This is a genomic window from Acinetobacter sp. YH12137 (assembly GCF_013418535.1).
In the GTDB taxonomy this organism is placed as follows: domain Bacteria; phylum Pseudomonadota; class Gammaproteobacteria; order Pseudomonadales; family Moraxellaceae; genus Acinetobacter.
Genome location: NZ_VPBW01000002.1, coordinates 129,121 through 154,075 on the forward strand (window position 1 = coordinate 129,121; position 24,955 = coordinate 154,075).

Consider the following 24,955-nt stretch of genomic DNA (forward strand, 5'->3'; position numbering starts at 1 on the left):
TCATGGCAGTTCCAGAACAGACGCCGTACAGCGAACACACCGGAAACGGTAGCACTACCAGCTTTGCGCTGGGGTTTCAGTGTGAATCAAAAGATCATTTAATTGTTTTAGTAGATGAGATTGAACCATCGATTGAATCTTGGAGCCTAGTCGGTGGAAATGTGGTATTCACCACTGCACCAGCAGTCGGGAAAAAGATTACCTTACAACGAAACACACCATTTGGTCGGACTACGAATTACCAGTCCTTCAATAATTCATTCCGACCACCGGTTGTAAATAAGGACTTTGACTGGATCTGGTTAAAGCTTCAGGAATTAGGTGTTGCAGACTGGATTTTAGGCGCACGTATTGATGCATTAAAAAACTACGTAGACCGTAAAGATGATGAGCTTAAAGCCTATCTTATGGAGGAGATCCGAAAGCAGGGTGTAGCACTAGACCAACTAGATGAATACTACAATTATTTAATGGAGCGACTGGCTCAGATTGCTGTGCAGGGCGGATGGGATTCATCCTTCATAGCTCATAAAGACACCAACCAGTATGAAATTAATGAGTTCATTTACCCAAAACTCAAGCGAGAAATGATTTCTATCTGGGATTTCTTTACAGCCGCAGAATACGCAGCGTACACAGCAGCACCAACTACGTATGATGCGTCTACACAAGTACAAGCGTTCTTTAATGCGATCTCCGCAACAGATTTTGGTAAAGCCTATTGTGATGGTAACTTTTATGTGACGCAAGGTATTGTTTTTGGCGGTAATGGGGGCTCTAAAACGAAGCAAATTATTGGACGTTTAAAACTAACGTACATCGGTACTACCAATATTGACACATTATTCACTATCCAACCAGATAGCGGTGTAACTTGGACGGGTGGTGTTCAAGTAGATGGGGCAATCGGTAATGCTATCAACTACGCTAACCGTAAAGTAAATCATGGTGTTTTGATCGGTGGTGCGTACAACTGCTCGCATTTCACAATTGACTATACTTACGCATGGAATGGGTTTAAGCAGTGGGGTGTATGGTTATCCAACAACACAACGGGCGCAAATATTCGCAAGATTCGCGCATACCGTAGCGGTAGCTCGATGGTTTCTGGTTATGTTGCGGGTGTAACATCCAATTTCACATGGGTTAGCGATAAGTCTGGCACAGTCACACAGAGATCAGTGATAAGTGTAAGTAATATTATTGATTTCACGCAGATTAAAGGTACAGTTCAAGCTAGAATTGATGGTGAGCTATATTGGTTATTTACCACAGAAAACGCAGGTGAGCTTGAAACATACCCACTCCTACCAAGCACAGTTCGATCAGGTACTCTTAATTATATCTTCGGTGGTGGTTTCTATACGAGTGGTGGTGATGCGTCGTTAAATGCTATCGGCAATATTAACGTATCTGTTTGCGCTAATGGGATATTATTAGGTGCTTTATACCCTCCATTCATTGAATCTGCAACAACAGAGTCCAATCTTATTGGCTTGGCGATTGGTGGTTCACTTGGTTCAGCAGCTCTAGGCGGTGCGCTAGGCTGTCTTTATGTTGAAGCTAACTCATTCAATGTGATTGAAAACACCCGAGCTGATGTTAATTTTAAAATTCTAAATACCACTGTACTACAGGATACTTCTAGACTTAGACACATGGGAGATTATCGTCTTGCAGATGATCGCATGGCTGGGGGTTATAAGTTTGGAACTTCCATTCGTATTAGTGGGGTAGACTTTGAGCAAGATCGCACTGTAACTAGCGGTACAGCCAATGTTGATTTAACAGCTATTAAAGAGTTTAGAAAAAACATTATATGCAATAACAGGTTAATTTCCACAATTAATGTTTCTGTAAGTAACCTAGACTCATTCACTAAGTTTGGGACGGGCTCAGCTCGGGTTCGATTCATACCGACCAACGGTGTTGTTTCTCCAACAATCACGATCAATCCACCTGCGGACATCACTATCAATGGTTCAAGCGACCCAATTGTTGTAAACAACTTAGTCGGTCAACCTGAGTTTGAGTTTGAACTCATGTCTACAACGAGTATTGTAATGAAAGTTAAAGCAGAGCGTGCTGCATCATTTACGCACAACCCTGCGGCTCTGGGTGCCGGGTTGGTACAGTCGACAACATTCACTGTAACTGGTGTTAAACTTGGCGATATGGTTATTCCATCATTCAGTCTACCACTACTTGGAACTCGAATCTGGGCGGAAGTCACAGCAGAAAATGAGGTTACTCTGTATCAACACAACCCAACTGCTTCCAGTGTTGATGTTGCAAGTGGCACGCTTACATTAAAGTTAGTATAAATATAAAGCCCCGAAGGGCTTTTGATACACAACATTTGCATAGAAACCCTGATCTTTAATTAGATCAGGGTTTTTTAATGTCAAAAATAATGGTGGCGGCATGTCCGATCAGAAATCAGCAGTAATGGAAATGGCAGCAACTGTCTCCTCTGCTGCATCAAAAACAACATATGCAGGGGCTGCTTCTGGTTTTGTGGCATACCTTGCTTCAATCGATGTTCTGGCTTGGCTCGGTATCGCTATTGCACTGGGTGGCTTTGCAGTGAACTGGTACTACAAGCGACTTGAGAATAAGCGTGCCGATGAAATCCATCAACTCAGAATGCAAGAGCTGAGAAAAGAACGGGAGCAATGCGGTGTCTAATAAAACTAAATACTACGTGATTGGTTCTTCTCTGGTACTTGCTGCAGGGGTGTGGATTACAGGTCCGAGTGATGAGCAGGTGCAGTCAACGGCTGTAAAAGAAGGCTTCACACCTAAGCCGGTAATTCCGGTCAAAGGGGATGTGCCGACTATTGGTCACGGCACTACGGTCTATCCAAACGGTGTTCGCGTCAAAATGACTGATCCAGCGATTGACCGCAAACAGGCGTTTGAATATCTCAAATTACACATGGATAAAGATGCACAGCGATTTAATAAAACCGTTCTGAATATTCCAATCTCACAGCCTGAATATGATCTGTATCTGGATTTCACCTACCAGTACGGCACAGGCGCTTGGTCTGGATCTTCCATGCTGCGCAACTTGAAAGCACGTGATTACGTTCAAGCATGCAAGTCACTGTTGAAGTGGAAGTATGTCGCAAAGCGTGATTGTTCCATTCGTTCCAATAATTGCTATGGGGTCTGGACTCGCCAGCTGGAACGCTACAACAAATGCTTGGAGGTGAACTGATGTCAGCATTCATTGCAAAGTTCTACCAGGTGATTATCTGCATTCTCTTATTTCTATTGTTAAGCGCCGTGGCTATTGGTGGGGTGCAAACCTTTCGCCTGGACAAAGCGCAAAACAAAGTACTGAATGCTGAAATCACGTGTCAGGACAAAATCGATAAAAAATTAAAACCGTATCTTGATGCTGAAAAAGAAGCTCAGGAAAAAGCCAATCAAGCGGGTGAGCAGTATGAAGAATCAAAAGAAGTTGAGCGCATTAAAACCGAAACAATTACACGTGAAGTGCAAAAGATCGTTGAACGTCCTGTTTATATCCACACTAATTGCTTTGATGACGATGGGGTGTCAGCAGTCAACACCGCTGGCAATACCGGCAAACCTTAAAACACTTTGTCCCGATCTACAGGAATTAAAGTCTGGCCAAGCCAAAGAAGTGCTGCAGGTGATGGTCGATGATCGACGAAAGTATGTAGATTGTAAGCAACGTCATGCAGCTATAATCAGTATTGTAGAAAAGTCCTCCAAGTGAGGGCTTTTTGCTTATACTGAAATAAGGCATATATTTGAGTGTGTACAGGAATGTGTACATAAAAATATGATTTAAATGATTTTTAAAATAAATATTATTTAAATTAGTAGCTTGTGAAACTAGCCGTCCATATCAAAAATGACAGGCGGTTTTTCTGAGCAATTCGACATATAAGGTTTTCTATGTTTAAAGCGACAATAGCACCACAAGATCCGATGATTTTGCAGTTTGTGCCCATTTTGACACAGGCCTGTGAAATTTTGCGAGAAGAATATCAGCGTTATTGTTCAGGTGCTGCGTTTGATATTGTCAAGAAAAGTGATGATTCTCCTGTGACCCAGGCAGACTATCGGGTGAATAGTTATTTAACCCAAGCTTTAGCGGAAATCTCAGAATTGCCTTTATTGTCAGAAGAGGGGCAGCAGGATCAGCGTCATGCCTGGACAGATTTCTGGTTACTTGATCCTCTGGATGGCACTAAAGAGTTTTTGCATCAGCGCCCAGAATTCACGATTAATCTCAGTCTGGTCAGAAGCAGTCTGACTACCTTTGCTATTTTGGCGGTTCCTGCGCAGCAGCTAATTTATTTCTGCCCAGAACAGGGCATGCCTTTAAAATACGATATTCAGAATCAGGCATGGTTTGGTTATGAAGCAGCTATAAATCATCAGGATGTCTTTGTCGGTCTGAGTCAGAGCAGCCAGCAAAAACCTAAATATGTCGAGTATCTGCAAAGCCTGGCTAAACTTAGCGCGTACACCGAGTTCAAGGCAGGAAGTGCCTATAAATTCTGCATGTTTCTTGAAGACTGGGTAGATATTTATCCTCGTTTCCATCCAACCTCGGAATGGGACACCAGTGCCGGTCAATGCATGCTCGAGCGAATTGGTGGAGGGTTGGTTGATCTGGAAGGTCGGCCATTCATCTACAATCAGCGCAAGACCTTACTGAATGGCGGATTTATCGCCTATAAGAATGAAGCTATGAAAATACTAGCCTTACAGGCACTGGCGGACATGCAAGACAATGATTGAGCTCATAGCCGTTCATGGTATAGTGAGGAAGATTCCGTTGATAGATCAGTTGGCAAGATTGTGGCATTAAAACTGCTTCCACCAAGTATGCTCAGTGCAATAGATTTATTGCCTGATACCAAGACACCTGTGACTCTGTTTACGCGGCATTCTCTGCGTGAAGATGTCGCTGGTCAGGGACTGGCAGGTTATGATTTGCAGTTGACGCCGCAAGGACGTGATCTGGCGCAGGAATGGGGCGCTTATCTGGTCAATCAGACAGATCGGCATATCCAGCATTGTATATCGAGTCCGATTCAGCGCTGTGTAGATACCGCAGCATTGATGATCGAGGGGGCAGATGCAACGGATAAAGCACCGCATACCCATAAGATTGAAATCGTTGAACAGGGTTTGCTAGTTGAGCCAGGCAGCTTTGTACTGGATATTCAAAAAGCAGGGCCATATTTCAAAAAACAGGGGGCATTGGGCTTTATCAATAGCTTCGTCAATAATGCCTTGCCCGGAATGAAACATCCCATTAATGGCGTAGTGGATGTACTGGAATTAATTTACAACACTCATCCGAAAACGCTGTATGGACTCAGTCTGGCGGTCAGTCATGACACCATTCTGGCAGCGATGATTGCAGTGATGTCTGGGCATCAGGAAGTCAGTCGTGAAGACTGGCCGAAAATGATGGAAGGTCTGTTTGTCTGGTTTGAAGGCGATGTATTTGAGGAATCTAAACTAAAATGGATCTGGCGGGGCAAAGTGCATGAGCTGGATATTTCCCAATTTCAGAATGCCGAATTAAAGGTAAATAAATAATTCAAAGGCTCAATCATTTAGGTTGAGCTTTTTTACATTTATCGTATGAAAGTGAAATAGAGTAATGATGAAATATCACTATGCTGATATTTAAACCAATTTTGGAAGCATAGGAGTCATCATGAAAATAATCACAATTTTAAGTCTGGTCGTTATGCTGGGATTAACTGCCTGTCAGCGTGATACAGACAATGCGCAGCAAGATCAGACCACAACACCTCATTCTATGGATAAGGATGAATAGTTTATTCTGTTTTTGTCTAAGTAAAAGATTTCTATGACTAGAATTGGGAATAATCTGGTATTCATCATTCTTTATTGTTGATTTGGTATTAAATTTCAGGCACAAAAAAAGCCCTAAAAGGGCTTCTTTTGATTTGCGATTAGTTAGAAGCTAATGCTTTAACTTGCGCGTTCAAACGGCTCTTATGACGAGCTGCTTTATTTTTATGGATGATACCTTTGTCAGCCATACGGTCGATTACTGGAACAGCTTTTTTGTAAGCTTCAGTAGCAACAGCATAGTCGCCAGCAGCAATAGCAGCTACTGTACGTTTAAGATATGTACGAACCATAGAACGCAAGCTTGCGTTGTGTTTGCGTGCTTTAACGTTTTGACGAGCACGTTTTTTTGCTTGAGCAGAGTTTGCCACTCGTGCACTCCTTGAAATAGATTGGTCTGGGCGGGCTGAAACTCAACTGAAAACCACATCAGAAGAACTATCACCAGCCCGTAAACAAGTGCCATATTTTGAGGAAACTATGGGCTTAAGTCAAGTCTTGACATGCTTTGACAACATTTTAGTTGCAGAAAAATTCTAAAGAAAACGTTAGATTAGTATCTAAGCAGGGAGATCGTACAAAAAATGACTAAAACCATTACATATCCTATCGTGATTGGCGCTACAGGCTTGGTCGGAAAGACTTTGGTACAACAGCTGGTAAATGAACCTAGTTGTAAGCGTATTAGCGTCATCGTGCGTAAACATCAACCAGAATTTGAACAGTGGCACAAGGTCAAGCAGGTGGTCGTTGAGGATTTCTTAATGCTCAATGATCAGGATGTCAGTGGCCATACTCATGCCTTTAGCTGTCTGGGTACCACGCTAAAGAAAGCCGGCTCCAAAGAAGCTTTTTATAATACCGATTACACCATCAACGCCCATTTTGCCGAACTAGTGCAGCAAACGGATGCTCATTATCTGTTGATTAGTGCGATGGGTGCCAATTCAAAATCCAGACTGTTCTATAACCGGGTAAAGGGTGAATTAGAGGATTATATCCAGACCTTGTCTCTGGAGCGTATCAGCTTGTTCCGACCCTCTTTGTTGATTGGTGAGCGAGATCATCAGCGTTTACTGGAAGACGCGGCACAGAACCTGTTTGACAAGTTTTCGCATTTCATCCCCGATTCTTTTAAATACAAGCCAGTGACAGCAGAGCAGGTGGCTCATACTATGGTATATGCAGCGCTGAATCAGACTGTGAAATTTGAAATTTATGATAATTTAGCCATACAAAAAATGAAATGAGGGTAAAAAATCGTGTCCAGCGTACCATTTGTAACTTGTGACCTGCTTGATGACAATCCGGATAAAAACTTGCAGGTGGTCACCCCATGCCTGGATGGCAAATTCTTTAGAAGCTATGGTGCACGTAAAAGCTTTGGCGGCCAGATTGTGACCGTAAAATGTTTTGAAGATAACTCTCGAGTAAAAGAGTTATTGGCGACAGATGGTACCGGCAAGGTTCTGGTTGTAGATGGTGGTGCTTCGATGCGTTGTGCATTGATGGGTGACCTGATTGCTGAGTCTGCGGTGAAAAACCACTGGAATGGTGTAATTATCTACGGCTGTGTCCGTGATGTCGATGCGATTGCTGAGCTTGATCTTGGTGTACATGCTTTAGCTTCTATTCCTCAAAAGAGCAACCGTAAGGGGATTGGTGAGGTAGATGTGCCGCTTTATTTTGGTGGCGTGACCTTTAAATCAGGCGAGTATGTCTATGCTGATAACAACGGCATTGTCCTGTCCAAAGAGCAACTGGTGGACTAATTCCGGTTATTGAAAATATACAAAAACAAGCTATACCGTGGAAGTCAGGCAGTTTAGATTGCTGCTTTCACGGTTTGAAAATAATAAAGAGGACAGACGATATGTTAGGCCATCAGATTAAAGTAGCACAGGCATTGGCATCCGCATTTCTGGAAGGTGGACGTGGTACCACTGGAACACCATTTCCGAATCAGCCTGAAAAGCCTCTCAAGCTTTATGAATATGAAGGATCGCCATTCTGTCGTCGTGTCCGTGAGGTCATGACTTTACTGAATCTCGATTATGAAGTGTATCCGTGCCCACGAGGCGGTAAACGCTTTCGTCCCGAAGTGAAACAGCAAGGTGGCAAACTTCAGTTTCCATTTTTAGTAGATGAAAATACCGGAGATAAGCTATACGAATCTCAGGATATTATTCATCACCTGTTTAAGCATTATGGCAAGACAGGTAAGACTCCAGCCAAATATTCAAATTATCCAAAAGTGCCGGTTGCTGCCATTGCAGGTACGATGGTGAATGGTCTACGTGGTGGCATGGCTAAACCGTTGTCGAAGAATAGCCCTGCGCCTGAACAGCTTCTTGAGCTGTGGGGCTTTGAAGCCAGTCCATATACCCGTATTGTCCGTGGCGTATTGTCTGAACTGGAAATCCCTTACATCTATCATAATGTGGCAAAAGAACGTTGGCAGGATCAAGGTCTGGCAAAACTGCGTTTAAAACCGGGGAAATATGAACCTTTACCGGGTGGTAAGCGTGAACAGGTCTTAAAAGTAATGGGAGATAATATTCAGGTTCCTTATCTGGTTGACCCAAATACCAATACAAAAATGTTTGAGTCCAAAGATATTGTGGAGTATTTGAAGCAGCAATATGGTCCTGAGAAGAAAAGCAAAAAATAAACTGCTCCTAATATTTGGAAGATAAAAAATTGCCATCTGAAAATAGATGGCATTTTTATGGTTTATAAATTTAAATTTTCCAAGAACAAGAACTCTGCTTTCAAAATTATTCATACTTAGAGCTACTCACAATAAAGTTAAAAAAACTCATGATTTTTCTTCTTTTTTTGTTTATATTTTAATTTCAATGGGGTGATAAGAATAACGATAAGGGGTGTGCTTATGACAGCACAAGACGCCGTGCTACCGGTACCTGTATTAATTGTTGAAGACGAATATGTCATTCAGTGCCGTTTAAAGAACATATTGAAGGATCTGGGGTATAGTGATGAGGTATTGCTATTCGCCAATAATGTCAGGGAAGCCGAATATCTTCTGCAGCAAGAACCGTTCTGTTTAGCACTGATTGATCTTGGATTGCCAGATGGAAATGGCATTTCCATTATTGAAAAAATACATGAGCTCGGTTCACAAACTTTGATACTCGTCGTATCCGCTTGGAGTATTCAGGACAGTCTGCTAAAAGCAATTAAAGCAGGAGCAACTGGTTATGTACTCAAGGAACGTGATGATACAGAAGTAAGTCTGGCAATTCGTAGTATTTTGCGTGGCGGCGCACCCATTGATCCTTTTATTGCACGGGAAATTCTCAAGCAGATTTCCAGTTCAGAGCCATCTTCCTCTTTGGAGCAGATCGTACTTGATCCTGAACAGGAAAGCTTGACTCAACGGGAAAAAGAAATTCTTTCATTGGTGGCACAGGGGCTCAGCAATCGTGAAATTGCTGATGAACTCTGCGTGTCACGTTATACCGTTGAAAGTCATATCAAGCATATTTACCGCAAACTCTCTGTTAGCAAGCGGACCAAAGCAGTCAGCACCGCCCGGCATTTAGGTATTCTTTAGTGCGAATGCTGTCTGTTAGCAAGATGTTTGGGCAAAGACTAAGGCTCTTCGCTCTATTAATGATAGGGAGCTGGCTGAGCCTATTCTCTTGCATCAGCTTGGCACAGAATAATTTTCAGATTAACGAGCTTTGTCAGGTGAACATTGAACAGCAACAAAAAGTTCAAGTCCCAAGTCATCTCGAAATTCCGGAGGCGGGCTGGCAACCTGTAACATTACCGGATAACTGGAAAAATAACTGGCCGAAATATAATGGGGGTGCCTGGTATAAAATTCGCTGGGGTTGGTCTTGTCAGGACAATATACGTCTCGCTGAACCCATTGTTTTTGGTATTGATTATCTGAACTCTGCTGGAGCTGTTTTCCTGAATGATGATCTGCTGTGGTCGGATCAAAACCTGCAAGAGCCTTTGTCTAAAAGCTGGAATGTACCACGTTACTGGATTTTGCCCATTGCGGGCTTGAAGCAGACAGACAATGAACTGCTGATTTATGTACGAGGCTATAGTTTCCAGGGTGCAGGGCTTGGCAGAATTGAATTTCACAACATCATGGCCAATGACCAGCATTACTCAAAAAAGATCTGGGATCGCCGTACGCTCTTTCAGATCAATATGATTCTATCCGGTACGATTGGAGTCATTAGCCTGATTATCTGGCTATTCCGACGTTCAGAAACCACTTTTGGCTGGCTGGCGTTGAGTTCATTATTGTGGATTCTGTTTATCTCCAATGTATTAACCACAGAGAATTTTCCTTTTCCCTCCAGTATATGGGCCGGTAAAGCCAATCTGATTTTCTTTATCCTCTATATGCACTGTTTTTGTCTGTATCTAATTCGGTTCTTGAAGCAGAAATTTCAGCGTTTGGAGCGGGGACTTATCGGGGTGACTGCTTTATTCAGTCTATTCATCATAGCCAGTTCTTTAGATCATTTAGAAGCAGTGCTAAGTGTTGCTTTTGTCTGCTATGTGCTGCTTTATATTAGTTGTGTCATCTATGTTAGCTACTGGGCAATTAAAACTCGAAATGGCGAATATCTGTTTCTGATGCTTTGTCTGTGGGGAATTTTGCTGTGTGTCATTATAGATCTGATTATTCTGGGGCGAACGGCGGTTAGTGAATTCTCACCTTTATCACCTTATACATCACCGATTATTATTCTGTTTGTTGTGCTAATTATGGGGACACGACTGAATCGTAATATTAAAAAAATCGAAAAATTTAATACGCAGCTGGAATCCAAAGTACGGCAAGTCAGTGCAGATCTAAATAAAAGCCTGAGTGATCAGCATAAGCTGGAACTGGATAATGTGCGTTTGCAGGAACGGATTAATCTGTCACATGAACTGCATGATGGACTAGGTGGCTCGATTGTGCGTTCCATGATTCTGGTGGATCAAAGTACCGAAAACATTTCCAATCGACAGTTTTTATCTATGCTGAAGCTGCTTAGGGATGACCTGCGTCAAATCATCGATAGCGGTTCTTCTATTGACAATAAAGTGCCTGAAACGCCAGTGATCTGGATTGCGCCAGTACGTTACCGATTTACTCAATTGCTGGAAGAAATAGATATCGCCGTAGAATGGTCATTTCCTAAAGTCTGGCAGCGTGAACCTACGGCTTTACAATGTCTGACCCTGATCCGTGTGGTAGAAGAAAGCTTGACCAATATTATCAAGCATAGTCAGGCCACAAAAGTGAGTGTGAGTATGGAATATACACAACCACATCAACTGACTTTAAAAATTCAGGACAATGGTATCGGTTTTAATCCGGAGATGGTGCAGAAAAATGGCATGAGCATTGGTATGCGCAGTATGAAAATGCGTATTGAACGCATGGGTGGAATGCTGGATATTCAGTCTGCGAAAGGCGATACTTGCGTACACGTGGTGATGGAACTCTATCAGCCTTAATCATCTCAAAATTATACATACATAAAAAAGAAGGATCATATGATCCTCTTTTTTTATAGACTTAAAATGACCGAGATATAAAAACTTACTCTTCTTCAGCCGGTGGCACTAGCATCAGTACAGAATCATTCAATAGCTCAGCAACATCCTCCAGTATATCTTCGTCAGCGAAATCTTCATCCAATAAGACACGCGCACCATCAGCAATCTGCTTCAGTTTTGAAGTAAATGCTTCAGAAATACAGATTCCCTCACCATTGGCCCAGAATAAGGTTTCACCATCTTCTTCTGTATAGAGTAAGCGTGAAGCGGGTTCAAGCATCAGGCTATAGCCCTGATCAAGTGCTTCTTCCAGATCACCTGTACCAATTTCTTCAGCTTCCGGAATATTCTCTTCATATTTTGGTTCTGACATCAGGCTCATGATGGCATCTTCAAGCACATTGGAGTTATGCAACTGCTCCATGATTTTGCCTTTCAGATATTCAAGTTCATTGCCTGTGACTTCACCCGCAGCACTGATATGATCGCGAATGATGTCAGTCAATGGATTGCGTAAGACTTCATTTTCCGAAAATTTATCGCCTACACGGTCCATCATGTCACTGACATTTGGCATACGGAAACCAAAAGAGAAAGTCAGACAGTCATCTTCTGCTAAGCCGTAATGAGACAGACCGGGTGGAATATACAGCAAATCACCGGGTGCAAGGACTTCATCAAAATTCACATCCATTTCTGGCAATAATTTTAATGGCTGCCCCGGTACAAGTTCGGTCTCAGCATCACACATTTGCCCCAGTTGCCAGCGGCGATGACCATAGCCTTGAACCAGAAAAACATCATAAAAGTCGAAATGTTGACCGACTGAACCGCCTTGAGGTGCATAAGACACCATGATGTCATCACGACGCCATTGAGGGATAAAGGCAAACTTTTTCCAGAGTTCAGACAGGTCGAAAGAATAGTGATCCACAGCCTGAACCAGTAAAGTCCAAAGCTTAGGCATCTTCTGGAAGTCAGCTTTTAATAAAGGAGATGTCTTGACCGACCACTGATTTGGATCACGATCTTTCTGCTTGATCAGACGTGCAGTGACATTTTCTTCAAGTGCTAGCTCCATCACATCATCAGGCTCTAGCAGGCCTGCGATTTCAGGCATGGCATTACGTACCAGCAGCGGTTTTTTTTGCCAGTATTCGGCAAGGAATTGTTCAGCGGTAATACCGCCTAAAACGTCTAGAGGTAGGGACATAAATAAAGCCTAAAATAAAGGAGATTAAGGAACTAAAATCTTTAGCTCACGAAGAATATTACATAGCTGAATCATTGGCATACCCATCAGGGTAGTTTGATCCTGACCGATCATGGTTTCAAACAGACTAATCCCAAGGCTTTCACATTTAAAACTACCGGCACAATGCAGCGGCTGTTCGATCTCTACATAACGCTCAATTTCCGCTTGAGACAGTTTGCGGAATTTGACTTTGTAATGTTCTACCAGCGTACGTTCAAAACCGGTAGATTTCTGCTGAACGCTGAGCGCTGTACTGAAATACACAATCTTGTCCGAATTGGCCTGCAGCTGGCGAATGGCCTTTTCTATTGTTAAAGGCTTACCCATAAAGATATCTGGTGCGCCTTCACGCCAGGCTACCTGATCAGAACCAATTACAATCGCATCAGGATGTAGCTCAGCGATATGACGAGCTTTTTCAAAAGCCAGGCGTTTGGCTAATTCATCCGCATGATTTTCACCTTGGGGTGATTCATCTATGTCCGGGACGACCGATACGTAATCAAGACGTAGACGGTTCATCAGTTCTTTACGGGTCTGGCTTGAAGAAGCCAAGATGATTTTTGCGGTATTCATTAGACAGCGTATTCTTCTAAAATATGGAGAGGAACGTAAGCAAGGACAGCTTTGTGACAGGCTTGCAGCTTGATCGGTGGCGCTTGTCCAGCTTCATAAGCTTCTACCCAGCGTGTAACGCAGATACACCAGAAATCACCAGGTTGCAGTCCAGGAAATCCCAGTTCTGGTAATGGTGTAATCAGGTCATTGCCCACTTTCTGGGAAAAATTCAGAAATTCAGAGGTCATCTGTGCACAGACAGTGTGCTGTCCCAGATCGGTAGGTGCGGTATGGCAAAAGCCATTACGGAAATACCCAGTAATGGGATCAAAACAACAGCTTGCCAAAGGCTCGCCCAGAACATTAAGACGGTTAAGATTAGGATCAGGATGTATCGACATAGGTACTGAATCTGGAAGAAGCTTTTTTCTATCATAACAAAACTTTGGCATTCATAATGTTTTCTGCAAAAGATGCTAACCTTTTTCTGCATAATCATTTAAAATCGCCTCGTTTTTAATATCTATAAAGAGAGCTCTACAATGAACTTTCAGCGTATGACTGACCTTGACCTGACGGGTAAACGTGTTCTGATCCGTGAAGATTTAAATGTACCGGTTAAAAATGGTGTAATCACTAGCGATGCGCGTCTACGTGCTGCATTACCAACAATTAAAGCTGCAGTAGAAAAGGGCGCGGCTGTCATGGTGTATTCACACCTTGGTCGTCCAGTTGAAGGTGAGCCGAAGGCTGAACAGTCTCTTGCGCCTGTAGCAGCTTATCTGACTGAAGCATTGGGTCAGGAAGTAAAACTTTTCACAGACTATCTGGACGGTGTTGAAGTTCAGCCGGGTCAAGTGGTTTTACTGGAAAACTGCCGTTTCAACGTGGGTGAAAAGAAAAACAATCCTGAACTTGCAGCAAAATATGCAGCACTTTGTGACGTATTCGTGATGGATGCATTTGGTACTGCACACCGTGCAGAAGCATCAACTGAAGGTGTCGCTCGTTTAGCTAAAGTAGCAGCAGCAGGTCCTTTATTGGCAGCTGAGCTAGATGCTCTTGGCCGTGCATTGAAAACGCCTGAAAAACCAATGGTTGCGATCGTTGCGGGTTCTAAAGTTTCTACCAAGCTTGATGTTTTGACTTCATTGTCTGATATCTGTGATCAATTGATCGTTGGTGGTGGTATCGCAAATACGTTCCTTGCAGCTGCTGGTTACAATGTAGGTAAATCACTGTGTGAAAATGACCTGATCGATACAGCGAAAGCGATTGCCGCAAAAGTTTCAGTTCCGCTTCCAACTGATGTTGTGGTTGCTGATGCCTCTGAAATCAACTTTGATGACTTCCTGGGTTCATTGGCTGCAGCGAAAGCGACTGTGAAGAAAGTTGAAGATGTTGCAGACAATGACATGATCCTTGACGTGGGTCCAGAAACTGCAAAAGCATTTGCTGAAATCCTGAAAACGTCTAAAACAATCCTTTGGAATGGTCCAGTCGGCGTATTCGAAGTAGATCAGTTCGGTGAAGGTACTAAAGCACTGTCTTTAGCAATTGCTGAATCTGAAGGCTTCTCGATTGCTGGTGGTGGCGATACTTTAGCTGCAATCGACAAATACGAAGTTGCTGACAAAATTGGCTACATCTCGACTGGTGGCGGTGCATTCCTTGAATTCGTTGAAGGCAAAACACTTCCTGCAGTTGCGGTATTGTTAGAGCGTGCTTAATCGCATGCCCTAATGTAAAAAGCTGGCTTGATGCCAGCTTTTTTTATTTTTATCGCTTATTTATTCCAGATCTGTTCATCAATGATTCATTAAAGTGCAATAAAGCTGTCATAAGATGCAGACAATAGAGTATGAAGATGAGATCTTTTGATGAAACAGCACCTCACTTTAGCTGCATTGCTGGCAGCATCTTTTATTTTTACTGCCTGTACCCAGCAGGAAAATACACCGGCAGAGAACGTAGAAAATACAACAGCTGTAAATGAAGAGAGCATTAGTCCGGAACAGCAAGCCGCAATTGATGCGATTGATAAACCGGTTCTGGATGAAAAAAATACAGATGTTCCGGCTGAAATTGCCAATGCACCTGCAGATGCCGCAACTGTAGATCAATCTGTATCAGGTGCTTCTGAGCCTATGACACCTTAACTCAGACTATGCAAGTAAAAATCCCTGCTTTTGCAGGGATTTTTTATAAAATATTGTATTTTTTGGCTGTATTGCAATAGTTGAACATGTAGAATATGGCCCATTACCTGGGAGGATATTATGGCTCTTATTTCGATGCGCCAGCTCTTGGATCACGCCGGCGAACATGCTTACGGCGTACCAGCGTTTAACGTAAACAACTTAGAACAAATGCGCGCAATCATGCTCGCAGCAGATGCAACGAATTCACCTGTGATCGTGCAGGCATCTGCAGGTGCTCGCAAATATGCAGGTGCACCATTCTTACGTCACCTTATCTTGGCTGCAGTTGAAGAATGGCCACATATTCCAGTGGTAATGCACCAGGATCATGGTACTAGCCCTGACGTATGTCAACGTTCAATCCAGTTAGGCTTTACTTCAGTTATGATGGACGGTTCACTGGGTGAAGATGGTAAAACACCAACTTCATACGAATACAACGTTGATGTGACTCGCCGTACTGTACAAATGGCACATGCATGTGGCGTTTCAGTAGAAGGTGAAATCGGCTGTCTGGGTAGCCTTGAAACAGGTATGGCAGGCGAAGAGGATGGTGTAGGCGCTGAAGGCGTACTTGACCATTCTCAACTGCTAACTTCAGTTGAAGAAGCTCGTCAATTCGTTGCAGATACCAATGTTGACGCATTAGCCATTGCTGTGGGTACTTCTCACGGTGCATACAAGTTTACTCGTCCACCTACAGGCGATATTCTTGCAATTGACCGCATTAAAGAAATTCATGAAGCACTGCCAAATACTCACCTTGTAATGCACGGTTCAAGCTCTGTGCCACAAGAATGGCTGGCTGTGATTAATCAGTATGGCGGCGACATCAAAGAAACTTATGGTGTTCCTGTTGAGCAACTGGTTGAAGCGATCAAACACGGTGTTCGTAAAATCAACATCGATACTGACTTGCGTTTAGCGTCTACAGGTGCAATGCGCCGTATGATGGCTGAAAAACCAAGCGAATTCGATCCACGTAAATTCTTCAGCGCAACTGTAGATGCAATGAAGCAAATCTGTATCGACCGTTATGAAGCATTTGGTACTGCAGGTAATGCAGACAAGATTCGCCCAATCTCTTTAGAGAAAATGGTTGAGCGTTATAAATAATTCCTTGTGAATAATTTATAAGAAGAGCCCACAGCGAATGTGGGCTTTTTTATATTTAAATAAAGATGAAGAATAAGAGCAGCATATGGAACTGATTTTTATTGCAGCATTATGTAGTGTTGCAGTCTCGATACTCTTAAAAATTGCTAAAAATAGAGGCTTGAGCCCCATCCACATGATTAGCTGGAATTATGTTACAGCCAGCGTATTGTGTTTTTTCTGGTTCAAGCCAGACATCCAGCATATTTCCATGAGTCAGACTCCATGGCTACTGATTCTGGCGCTTGGCGTTTTATTGCCGAGCGTATTTCTATTTCTGGCCAAGTCATTACAGACAGCAGGAATCTTAAAAACTGAAATTGCCCAGCGATTATCGGTTGTACTATCACTGGCCGCTGCTTATTTCATTTTTCAGGAACAATTTAACCAGCTCAAGATGCTGGGTATTGTCTTAGGCATAAGTTCCGTACTGTGCATTCTATTCTCACACCGTCAGGCATCAGAAAGCTCCAGGCAGGGAATGTTTTTTCTGGGTCTGGTGTGGTTTGGTTATGCACTGATTGATGTCTTGTTGAAATATACCACCAGCCTTGGTCTACAATTTGCTGTGGCACTGAACTTGATGTTTATCTGCGCCATGATTCTGTCGATGATCTATCTGCTGCTGCAATATCGTCATCTGGGTTCTGGCAAGGATATTGGTTTCGGTCTGTTATTGGGTGCGTTGAACTTTGCCAATATTGCTTTTTACGTCAAAGCACACATGATGCTCAAAGATACGCCAGCGATTGTATTTGCGGGCATGAATATTCTGGTGGTGATTTTTGGTGTGATTGCAGGATTGTTCATCTTTAAAGAACGACTCAAACCTGCAAGTGTGATCGGGTTGATTCTAGGTGTGATTAGTGTTGTTTGCCTAGCATATGCAATGTCTGTTTAACATAGGAAGATGCAAATTCAAGCGGATAACGTAACAGGTCTTCTTTTTCAGCCCGTCCAAGCAATAAGCCTGCCTGTTTGCAGTCTGGACAATGCGGATAACGATGCTGGGCATTAGCATAGTGATGTAAATAGATCTTATCGCAGTGTTTGCATTCGAATTTTAAAGAGCTGGATGGTAAAACAGACATGGGTACCTCTAATTGTTATTCTAGTTGGATGTTTGGAGAATAAAGCAAAAATTAGGCCCGAATTGACAAGAAAAGGGGCACTAGACCCCTTTTATACCATAAAATGCTTACAGTTTGGTGAAAATATCTTCAGCTTGCAGACGAGATTTAGGCAATTTGGCATTGAAATCATTTTCACTGCGATAACCTAAAGTAAGCAGTACTGATGGAATCAGGCCTTGTTCAGCTAACTGTAATTCCTCACTCAGAATGTCTTCATCAAAACCACCGATCGGTGTGGCATCAATACCTTCACTTCCTGCAGCCAGTAAGATCTGTCCCAATGCAATAAAGGTCTGGTTTTCTGCCCAGCGCTGAATATCGCCTTTTTCATTACGATAATAATGTACATAGCCGGTACGGGTATTCTTTTGACCTTCTTTGGCGCTCTCATCTTTAAAACGACCACTGAGATCATCACGATTTAACAGATTGTCCAGATGTAACTCGTCAATATCGGCTTTGGTACAAAATAAAATGGTATGTGAAGAGTCCAGCACTTTGGGAGCATTGTAGGCATAAGTTCCAACTAGTGCTTTGGCAATACGCTGTTTAGCGGCATCATTGTCGGCAATAAAAAAATGCCAGGGCTGAATGTTAATCGAAGATGGCGTCAGGCGTAAGATTTCTAATAAACGTTCAAATTGTTCTGCTGGAACCTTCTTGTTAGGGTCATAAGCTTTAGTGGTATAACGGGTTTGAGCGATCTTGAGTAAATCCATTGATGGACTCCAATCTTTTGATAAGGCGTTTAGAAATATGCTTTAGGCATCTAGATTTTTCTGATCAAAAGATTATTACAATAAAAACATCATCGGCAAAGTTTATATTTATATAATCTTGAGTGAAATTTTATGAAAAACTAAGAGTTAAATCAGATAAAAAGCAAGCTTTTGTATATTGGCAGTTTCTGGTAACAGGAGTTTAATAAGGACTTCAGGCAATAGCATGCAAGATAGGTGGGCCGATGCAATATACCAATTACTTTAAACGTAAATTAAAGACGCAGCAGCAAATTGGCTTGTGGGTCGGACTGGCTGACGCGTATGGAACAGAAATTGCGGCAAATGCAGGCTATGACTGGCTCTTGATTGATGGCGAGCATGCCCCAAGCGATTTAAGAACAACGCTCTCTCAATTACAGAGTATCGCTGCTTATCCATCTCAAGCTGTAGTACGCCCACCAATCGGCAGTGTACAACTGATCAAGCAGTTACTGGATATTGGCGCACAGACCTTATTGATTCCTATGGTAGAAACTGTGGAGCAGGCCGAATTAATGGTCAAAGCAGTCCGTTATCCACCGGAAGGAATTCGTGGTGTGGGTGCTGCGCTGGCACGTGCGACACGCTGGAACAGTATCCCGAATTATTATCAGACTGCTCATGAAAATATCTGTTTGTTAATTCAGATTGAATCGGTGACAGGTCTGGAAAATCTGGATGAAATCCTCAAGATTGAGGGGATTGATGGTGTATTTATTGGGGCGGTAGATCTTTCAGCGACTATGGGTTATCAGGGGAATCCGAACCATCCTGAAGTACAAAAAGCAGTAGTAGACGCTATTCAGCGGATTCGTGCATCAGGTAAGGCTGCTGGGATTTTATCGACGCAGCATGAAGCTACCCAGAAATATTTGGACATTGGAACTGAGTTCGTTGCAGTAGGGGTTGATACCAGTGTTCTGATGAATTCGCTTCGTGAACTTTTGGCGAAATATAAACCTGATGCTGAAGTCATCAAGTCAGAAGGCGGTTATTGATTATAAAAATATCAGAGAGTCGTAAATTGTGGTTTCTCAATATTGATTACTTACATAGAAGATATTTTATAAAAGCTCTGATTTGTCAGAGCTTTTTTATTTACTTTAGCTATAGTAGTTTAAAAAATAAGATGGGTGGGATTGTAAAATGAAACCAGAAGAAATTGATATATTTTTTGAGCAGCAAAAACAGATCCATGAGCAAAAAAACAACAACGTTATCATTTAGGGCAACGTATCTTATTCGTCTTTAATGCTGACTTATACATTGCTTAGTGGATATCTGGCAGTTTTAAACTTTCTTGATTCAGGTGATTTGATCTCTGGCTTTAGTATCATGATGTTGATCGGTTTGTTTTATATGTTGAAATACTTCTTTACTGGACATTCAGATAGGCGAAAAAGCATCTGAAAAATACTACTCTTGACATATGTCATTACAATGTAATTTTGCTATTTGGTCAAAAAAGAGTTATAAGATAATTACTTTAAAGCGAATACTGTTTTCGCTGGTTTATTTTTAGCTGATTGTGATACACGAAAGACAGGTTTTCCTGTTAAAAAAACTCTAGCAAACCCAGAAATAAGATTTATTTTTAGTCTATAGCTCTCCTTGTTTAATCACAAAAAGCTCATATTATGAGTGAATATTTTGAAAAATTTAAATACATGGTCTATCGCGACCGCCATTAATGGTTGTGAAATTCAAGTCAAAGTTGTACCAATGCAACGTCAGCAAAATACCATCAATGGTATGATTATGGTCAATGTGGGCAAGATGATTGAACTTGAAAATGGTGAACAATATCCATTTAATCTGGATGGTAAAAGTTTCTATACTGGTTTTAACCAGTTATACCGTTTAAGTTAAATAAAATATAAAAAGCAACTGCTCGCAGTTGCTTTTTTTATGGGTAATACCAGATTTTTAGCTGAATGTTATGAATATCAATATCCGAGCTGCCCAGCTCTAAAATCTCAGCATAATCAGCTTTCCAATCTCCTAAAACAACTCTTTTTTTACCATTTACATCATGGATTGCAGCGCGGTGAGTATGTCCATGAATCAGCACATCTGCTTCTTTGAGTGCTGCTTCTACCGCAGATGGGTTTACATCCATAACCTCATAGCTTTTCAATTGCTGTGCTTCATGGCTTTTCTTGCGGAAACCGTTGGCGAGTCTGGCTCGAAAGCTAAGAGGCATTTTTCTTAAAAAACCTAACATCCAGGGATGACGGATGATTTTTCTGAAACGTTGATAGGACACATCATCGGTACAGAGTGCATCGCCATGTTCGATCCGGTATCGGATCGAACCGATATTTAAACTGGTCATTTCAGGTAAAAGCTGTCCGGAAAATTGATCCAGAAAATCTTGGCCTAAGGCAAAGTCACGGTTACCGATGAGAAAATAGATTTGATTGCCGGCCTGGTTAAACTGTTTTAAAGCACTGACGATTTCATCCAGCCAGGGAGCAGTGTAGTCATCTCCAATCCAGGCATTGAACCAGTCGCCCAAAATATACAGTTGGGTATTTTTATGCTGATAAGCTGCTAATAAATCTAAAAACCCCCGAACGAGTCGAGGGTGATCAGGTGACAAATGTAAATCTGAGATAAACAGATAGGTCACGAATCTTTTCCTTATTTTTTAATCCCTCCCGACCTCCCTTTCTTGCGTTTCGTTTTAAAAGCAGTGCTTTAAAACTTACTCAGGGAGGAGAAAAACCATCTTTAAAAATGGTGGTTCCCTCCTTTATTAAAGGAGGATTAGGGAGGATTTAAAATTACTCAGAAATGATTTTTGCAGATTCGATCACAACGTTCTCTAGAGGAACGTCAGCGTGGTAGCCACGGTTGCCAGTGCGAACACCTTTGATTGCATCAACAACATCCATGCCTTCAACTACTTTACCAAATACGGCATAACCCCAACCTTGTGCAGTTTTGCCAGTATGGTTAAGGAAAGAGTTGTTTTTCACGTTAATGAAGAATTGAGCAGAAGCAGAGTGAGGTGCTTGAGTACGTGCCATTGCAATGGTGCCTACATCGTTGCTTAAACCGTTGTCAGCTTCGTTTTCAATCGCATCACGTGTTGCTTTTTCTTTGAAGTTTTCATCCATGCCGCCGCCCTGGATCATGAAACCATCAATAACGCGGTGGAAAATTACGCCGTCATAAAAACCGTCACGTACATATTGCAAGAAGTTAGCTACTGTTTTAGGTGCTTTTTCAGCGTTTAATTCAAGAACAATACGACCTTTATTGGTGTTTAATTCGACTTGAGGAAAACTCATTGTGTAATCTCCTAATCATGGACTAATGCCATGGTTTTTTCTGAATGAAGGAAGCATAAGCAAACTACAATCGACAAGGCAAGCAAAAACATAATTTTCTTTGTTAAAAACATAAAAATCGTATCTTATTTATGCATTGATTTACAAAGTCATTTCTTCGAGATCATGCGTCTTCATAAAGCTTGTCTGACCCTAAGAGCATGCACTGATCTGCTGGCTCAGTCAAAAGCGGATATTTTACGATTTGGTAAGCTATTGTATTTTCCAATTTGAAAATGAACGAATTGAAATCAAATACCTAAGTTAACGGTTGAGAGATCATTCACCTATAGTTAAACTAAAGAACCTTTATTTAGTGAATACAGTTAGACCGCGTGAGCTACTGCATATTCATTAATCCCTTTTTAACTTTAGAAGTGAATGATTAATCATGAAGCCAAATGATGTTGTGACGTCTCTGCCCGACAACCCGACCCAAAATAAGAATGCAGTCGATTCAGTGCAGCAGCAGGAACAACAACCAGGCTTAGACTTTGTACGTCAGGTGATTACTGACGATCTAGCAGCTGGTCGTACCCAGCAAGTGGTCACCCGTTTCCCGCCTGAACCAAATGGTTATTTGCATATTGGTCATGTAAAAGCGATCTGCCTGAACTTTGGTATTGCTGAAGAATTTGGTGGCCTGTGCAACCTGCGTTTTGATGATACCAACCCCGATGCAGAAGAGCAGGAATATGTGGATGGTATTGCCAATGATGTGAAATGGCTGGGCTTCCAGTGGAATGGTGAACCACGCTATGCATCAAGCTATTTTGATCAGTTATATGCATGGGCAATTCAACTGATTGAACAGGGCGATGCCTATGTGGATCTGCAAACTCCGGAAGAGATCAAGCTAAACCGCGGTAACTTTGTAGAGCCAGGTAAAAACTCGCCACAACGCGATGCGACTGTGGAAGAAAACCTTGAGCGTTTCGAGAAAATGCGTACTGGTGAATATGCTGAAGGCGAAGCGGTATTGCGTGCCAAGATAGATATGAACTCACCAAATGTGCATATGCGTGATCCAATCCTGTATCGTATTCTGCATTCTGCGCATCACCAAACTGGCGATAAATGGAAAATTTATCCAATGTACGACTATGCGCATCCATTATCAGATGCGATTGAAGGCATTACGCATTCACTTTGTACACTGGAATTCCAGGATCACCGTCCATTCTACGACTGGGTGGTGGAAAAAGTTAAATCGCCATCAGTTCCACGTCAATACGAATCTAGCCGTCTGAATGTTGATTACACCATCACTTCTAAACGTAAGCTGCGTAAGCTGGTTGAAGGCGGTTATGTCAATGGGTGGGATGATCCACGTATGCCGACAGTTGTCGGTATGCGCCGTCGCGGTTTCACGCCTGAAGGTCTACGTGATTTCTGTAAGCGTGTAGGTGTGTCTAAAGTCGATGGCAGTATCGTTGATGTAGCAATGCTTGAATATTGCATCCGTCAATCTTTAGAAAATACTGCAGCTCGCGGTATGGCAGTATTGAATCCACTGAAAGTGACTTTAACCAATTTGCCAGCGGATATGGATCTGACTCATTCACGTCATCCAAACGTAGATATGGGCGAACGTATTATTCCGCTCACTTCAGAAATCTATATCGACCATAAAGACTTTGAAGAAGAGCCACCTAAAGGCTTCAAACGCCTAATCCCGGGTGGTGAAGTGCGTCTTCGTCATGCTTATGTCATCAAATGTGATGAAGTGATTAAAGATGCGAACGGTGAAGTGGTTGAATTGAAATGCTCAATCGATCCTGAAACTTTAGGTAAAAATCCTGAAGGCCGTAAAGTAAAAGGTGTAGTTCACTGGGTATCTGCAACCAAAGGTATTCCTGCCGAAGTTCGCATTTACGATCGTCTGTTCACTGAATCTGATCCAGAAACTGGGGATGACTTCCTGGCGAATCTGAACCCTGAATCATTGAAAGTGGTTCAAGCAGTTATTGAGCCTGCGCTGGCTGAGGCAAAACCGGAAGATCGTTTCCAGTTTGAACGTGAAGGCTATTTCGTAGCGGATCAATATGATCATACCAGCGACAAACCAGTGTTCAACCGTATTCTAGATTTGAAAGACAGCTTTAAACCTGGCAAATAATTTAAGCGAAATCCCTAAAAAGCCCAACTCCGGTTGGGCTTTTTCAATCGTGGCAGGAAAGAATGAATGATTGTTCGTGATAAAAGTAATAGCTTTAGTCTGCTGTTTGCATGGCATGGCACAATTTTGCCTAAAGTTCTGCCTGCCTTGGGGCTGGTAATTTTTCTTTCAGGCTTGCTGGTCTATCTGCGTCAGGCGCATTTTTTTAGCTTTCCTGCAGTGCCGGCCATAGGCTTTACCATCTTCGGGGTGATTCTGTCGATTTTTCTCAGCTTTCGTAACACCGCCTGTTATGACCGTTGGTGGGAAGGGCGCAAGCTGTGGGGAGCGCTGATTGCTACGACACGTCATTTATGCCGTGATAGCTATGTCCTTGATGATCAGTCACGTGAAATCCTGTTGTATCGAATGATGCTGTTTACTCATTTATTACGTGACCGTTTGAGACAGAAGCAGCAAAGTATTCAGCATTACCAAGCCCACACTAATTTTGAAGTTGCTGCATTTGATCAATTGCCCACGCATATCAATGCATCACAATGGGTACTGGAACAAATCCAGAAAGATTTGGTTCTGCTCTATAAACAAGGCAAGATTACAGACATTATTTATAACAATCTGAATCAGCATACAGTGGCTTTAGGCGATATACAGGCGGGTTGTGACCGGATCCTGTCGACGCCGTTACCATTTTCCTATTCGGTGCTGTTGCATCGTGCTGTTTATTCTTTCTGTTTTATCCTGCCATTTAGTCTGGAAGCCAGTCTTGGTTTATGGACTCCGATTCTAGTCGGCCTGATTGCCTATATGCTGTTAGGGTTAGATGAACTGAGTGCGGAACTGGAAGAGCCTTTTGGATTTCAGGATAATGATCTGCCTTTAGACTCTATTGTAAGATTGATCGAACGTGAAACCCTGAGTTCTTTAGGACAAGAATTACCTGAAGCGATTAAAGCTAAAAAAGCTTATTTAACTTAGGTTTAAACTGATTTTATTGAAAAGCTAATCATTAAATAAATT

28 protein-coding genes are annotated in these 24,955 nt (G+C 42.3%); 20 read left to right on the forward strand and 8 right to left on the reverse strand.

The window, feature by feature from the left end:
- Positions 1 to 2 precede the first annotated feature (2 nt).
- The 7 genes from FTU72_RS01795 (at position 3) to FTU72_RS16335 (ending at position 5,839) form a co-directional block, all read left to right on the forward strand.
- A complete protein-coding gene (locus FTU72_RS01795; RefSeq protein WP_180052344.1) occupies positions 3 to 2,324 on the forward strand; it encodes a hypothetical protein in 2,322 nt (773 codons plus the stop codon).
- 100 nt (positions 2,325 to 2,424) lie between these two features.
- The gene (locus tag FTU72_RS01800; RefSeq protein WP_180052343.1) at positions 2,425 to 2,688 is read left to right on the forward strand and encodes a holin; all 264 of its coding nucleotides are present in this window, start codon (positions 2,425 to 2,427) and stop codon (positions 2,686 to 2,688) included.
- The gene (locus FTU72_RS01805) at positions 2,681 to 3,223 is read left to right on the forward strand and encodes a glycoside hydrolase family protein (RefSeq protein ID WP_180052342.1); all 543 of its coding nucleotides are present in this window, start codon (positions 2,681 to 2,683) and stop codon (positions 3,221 to 3,223) included. The genes FTU72_RS01800 and FTU72_RS01805 overlap by 8 nt, the downstream gene beginning before the upstream one ends.
- Positions 3,223 to 3,606 (forward strand): hypothetical protein, encoded by a 384-nt coding sequence (locus tag FTU72_RS01810; RefSeq protein WP_257220226.1) that lies wholly within the window; start codon positions 3,223 to 3,225, stop codon positions 3,604 to 3,606. The genes FTU72_RS01805 and FTU72_RS01810 overlap by 1 nt, the downstream gene beginning before the upstream one ends.
- Positions 3,607 to 3,933: 327 nt before the next feature.
- Positions 3,934 to 4,785 carry a 3'(2'),5'-bisphosphate nucleotidase CysQ gene (locus tag FTU72_RS01815; protein WP_179992316.1) on the forward strand — a complete coding sequence of 284 codons (852 nt, stop codon included), beginning with the start codon at positions 3,934 to 3,936 and terminating at the stop codon, positions 4,783 to 4,785.
- A 60-nt stretch (positions 4,786 to 4,845) separates the two neighbouring features.
- Positions 4,846 to 5,595 (forward strand): histidine phosphatase family protein, encoded by a 750-nt coding sequence (locus FTU72_RS01820; protein ID WP_179992317.1) that lies wholly within the window; start codon positions 4,846 to 4,848, stop codon positions 5,593 to 5,595.
- A gap of 121 nt (positions 5,596 to 5,716) precedes the next feature.
- Positions 5,717 to 5,839 (forward strand): hypothetical protein, encoded by a 123-nt coding sequence (locus FTU72_RS16335; protein ID WP_004786141.1) that lies wholly within the window; start codon positions 5,717 to 5,719, stop codon positions 5,837 to 5,839.
- A 139-nt stretch (positions 5,840 to 5,978) separates the two neighbouring features.
- Here FTU72_RS16335 and rpsT read toward each other — a convergent pair whose 3' ends face one another.
- On the reverse strand, positions 5,979 to 6,248 hold the full coding sequence (gene rpsT / locus FTU72_RS01825; protein ID WP_004786139.1) for a 30S ribosomal protein S20: 270 nt from the start codon (positions 6,246 to 6,248) through the stop codon (positions 5,979 to 5,981).
- A 213-nt stretch (positions 6,249 to 6,461) separates the two neighbouring features.
- Between rpsT and FTU72_RS01830 the strand changes: the two genes are divergently transcribed.
- From FTU72_RS01830 to FTU72_RS01850, 5 genes are all read left to right on the forward strand, one after another.
- Positions 6,462 to 7,127, forward strand: a complete 666-nt coding sequence (locus FTU72_RS01830) for an NAD-dependent epimerase/dehydratase family protein (RefSeq protein WP_034702612.1) — start codon at positions 6,462 to 6,464, stop codon at positions 7,125 to 7,127.
- A gap of 12 nt (positions 7,128 to 7,139) precedes the next feature.
- On the forward strand, positions 7,140 to 7,649 hold the full coding sequence (rraA, locus tag FTU72_RS01835; RefSeq protein WP_125278329.1) for a ribonuclease E activity regulator RraA: 510 nt from the start codon (positions 7,140 to 7,142) through the stop codon (positions 7,647 to 7,649).
- Between the two features lie 101 nt (positions 7,650 to 7,750).
- Positions 7,751 to 8,548 (forward strand): glutathione S-transferase N-terminal domain-containing protein, encoded by a 798-nt coding sequence (locus FTU72_RS01840; protein WP_034702605.1) that lies wholly within the window; start codon positions 7,751 to 7,753, stop codon positions 8,546 to 8,548.
- Positions 8,549 to 8,770: 222 nt separating this feature from the next.
- Positions 8,771 to 9,454, forward strand: a complete 684-nt coding sequence (locus FTU72_RS01845) for a response regulator transcription factor (protein WP_180033475.1) — start codon at positions 8,771 to 8,773, stop codon at positions 9,452 to 9,454.
- 59 nt (positions 9,455 to 9,513) lie between these two features.
- Complete coding sequence (locus FTU72_RS01850) at positions 9,514 to 11,376, forward strand: ATP-binding protein (protein WP_180011840.1); 1,863 nt, start codon at positions 9,514 to 9,516, stop codon at positions 11,374 to 11,376.
- A gap of 85 nt (positions 11,377 to 11,461) precedes the next feature.
- Here the strand turns inward: FTU72_RS01850 and FTU72_RS01855 are convergent, their stop codons facing one another.
- The 3 genes from FTU72_RS01855 to FTU72_RS01865 are packed head-to-tail and all read right to left on the reverse strand — an operon-like array spanning position 11,462 to position 13,632.
- Entirely contained in the window at positions 11,462 to 12,631 is a 1,170-nt protein-coding gene (locus tag FTU72_RS01855) for a cupin domain-containing protein (RefSeq protein ID WP_180052341.1), read from the reverse strand.
- A 24-nt stretch (positions 12,632 to 12,655) separates the two neighbouring features.
- On the reverse strand, positions 12,656 to 13,249 hold the full coding sequence (locus FTU72_RS01860) for a nucleoside triphosphate pyrophosphatase (RefSeq protein WP_034702599.1): 594 nt from the start codon (positions 13,247 to 13,249) through the stop codon (positions 12,656 to 12,658).
- Positions 13,249 to 13,632 (reverse strand): DUF2237 family protein, encoded by a 384-nt coding sequence (locus FTU72_RS01865; protein WP_034170328.1) that lies wholly within the window; start codon positions 13,630 to 13,632, stop codon positions 13,249 to 13,251. The genes FTU72_RS01860 and FTU72_RS01865 overlap by 1 nt, the downstream gene beginning before the upstream one ends.
- 141 nt (positions 13,633 to 13,773) lie before the next feature.
- On the opposite strand from FTU72_RS01865, the gene FTU72_RS01870 reads away from it, so the two are divergent.
- From FTU72_RS01870 to FTU72_RS01885, 4 genes are all read left to right on the forward strand, one after another.
- On the forward strand, positions 13,774 to 14,961 hold the full coding sequence (locus FTU72_RS01870) for a phosphoglycerate kinase (protein ID WP_034702596.1): 1,188 nt from the start codon (positions 13,774 to 13,776) through the stop codon (positions 14,959 to 14,961).
- A gap of 150 nt (positions 14,962 to 15,111) precedes the next feature.
- A complete protein-coding gene (locus tag FTU72_RS01875) occupies positions 15,112 to 15,390 on the forward strand; it encodes a hypothetical protein (protein WP_052026304.1) in 279 nt (92 codons plus the stop codon).
- 120 nt (positions 15,391 to 15,510) lie between these two features.
- Positions 15,511 to 16,548, forward strand: coding sequence for a class II fructose-bisphosphate aldolase (gene fba / locus FTU72_RS01880; protein WP_104426189.1), 1,038 nt, complete (start codon positions 15,511 to 15,513; stop codon positions 16,546 to 16,548).
- Positions 16,549 to 16,633: 85 nt separating this feature from the next.
- Complete coding sequence (locus FTU72_RS01885) at positions 16,634 to 17,488, forward strand: DMT family transporter (protein ID WP_179992319.1); 855 nt, start codon at positions 16,634 to 16,636, stop codon at positions 17,486 to 17,488.
- Here FTU72_RS01885 and FTU72_RS01890 read toward each other — a convergent pair.
- The gene (locus tag FTU72_RS01890) at positions 17,451 to 17,678 is read right to left on the reverse strand and encodes a hypothetical protein (RefSeq protein WP_004786112.1); all 228 of its coding nucleotides are present in this window, start codon (positions 17,676 to 17,678) and stop codon (positions 17,451 to 17,453) included. The genes FTU72_RS01885 and FTU72_RS01890 overlap by 38 nt on opposite strands.
- 107 nt (positions 17,679 to 17,785) lie before the next feature.
- Positions 17,786 to 18,439, reverse strand: a complete 654-nt coding sequence (gene nfsB / locus FTU72_RS01895; RefSeq protein ID WP_166136614.1) for an oxygen-insensitive NAD(P)H nitroreductase — start codon at positions 18,437 to 18,439, stop codon at positions 17,786 to 17,788.
- 245 nt (positions 18,440 to 18,684) lie between these two features.
- On the opposite strand from nfsB, the gene hpaI reads away from it, so the two are divergent.
- The gene (gene hpaI, locus FTU72_RS01900; RefSeq protein ID WP_180025439.1) at positions 18,685 to 19,479 is read left to right on the forward strand and encodes a 4-hydroxy-2-oxoheptanedioate aldolase; all 795 of its coding nucleotides are present in this window, start codon (positions 18,685 to 18,687) and stop codon (positions 19,477 to 19,479) included.
- A 652-nt stretch (positions 19,480 to 20,131) separates the two neighbouring features.
- Positions 20,132 to 20,350: a hypothetical protein gene (locus FTU72_RS01905; RefSeq protein ID WP_004786100.1), complete on the forward strand. Its 219-nt coding sequence runs from the start codon at positions 20,132 to 20,134 to the stop codon at positions 20,348 to 20,350.
- 37 nt (positions 20,351 to 20,387) lie between these two features.
- Here FTU72_RS01905 and FTU72_RS01910 read toward each other — a convergent pair whose 3' ends face one another.
- A complete protein-coding gene (locus FTU72_RS01910) occupies positions 20,388 to 21,113 on the reverse strand; it encodes a UDP-2,3-diacylglucosamine diphosphatase (RefSeq protein WP_179992321.1) in 726 nt (241 codons plus the stop codon).
- 154 nt (positions 21,114 to 21,267) lie between these two features.
- Positions 21,268 to 21,777, reverse strand: coding sequence for a peptidylprolyl isomerase (locus tag FTU72_RS01915; RefSeq protein ID WP_004786097.1), 510 nt, complete (start codon positions 21,775 to 21,777; stop codon positions 21,268 to 21,270).
- A gap of 430 nt (positions 21,778 to 22,207) precedes the next feature.
- Here FTU72_RS01915 and FTU72_RS01920 point away from each other — a divergent pair, with 430 nt between their 5' ends.
- Both FTU72_RS01920 and FTU72_RS01925 read left to right on the forward strand, forming a co-directional pair.
- Complete coding sequence (locus tag FTU72_RS01920) at positions 22,208 to 23,935, forward strand: glutamine--tRNA ligase/YqeY domain fusion protein (protein WP_179992322.1); 1,728 nt, start codon at positions 22,208 to 22,210, stop codon at positions 23,933 to 23,935.
- A 66-nt stretch (positions 23,936 to 24,001) separates the two neighbouring features.
- Complete coding sequence (locus FTU72_RS01925; RefSeq protein WP_166136623.1) at positions 24,002 to 24,913, forward strand: bestrophin family protein; 912 nt, start codon at positions 24,002 to 24,004, stop codon at positions 24,911 to 24,913.
- Positions 24,914 to 24,955: the final 42 nt, after the last annotated feature.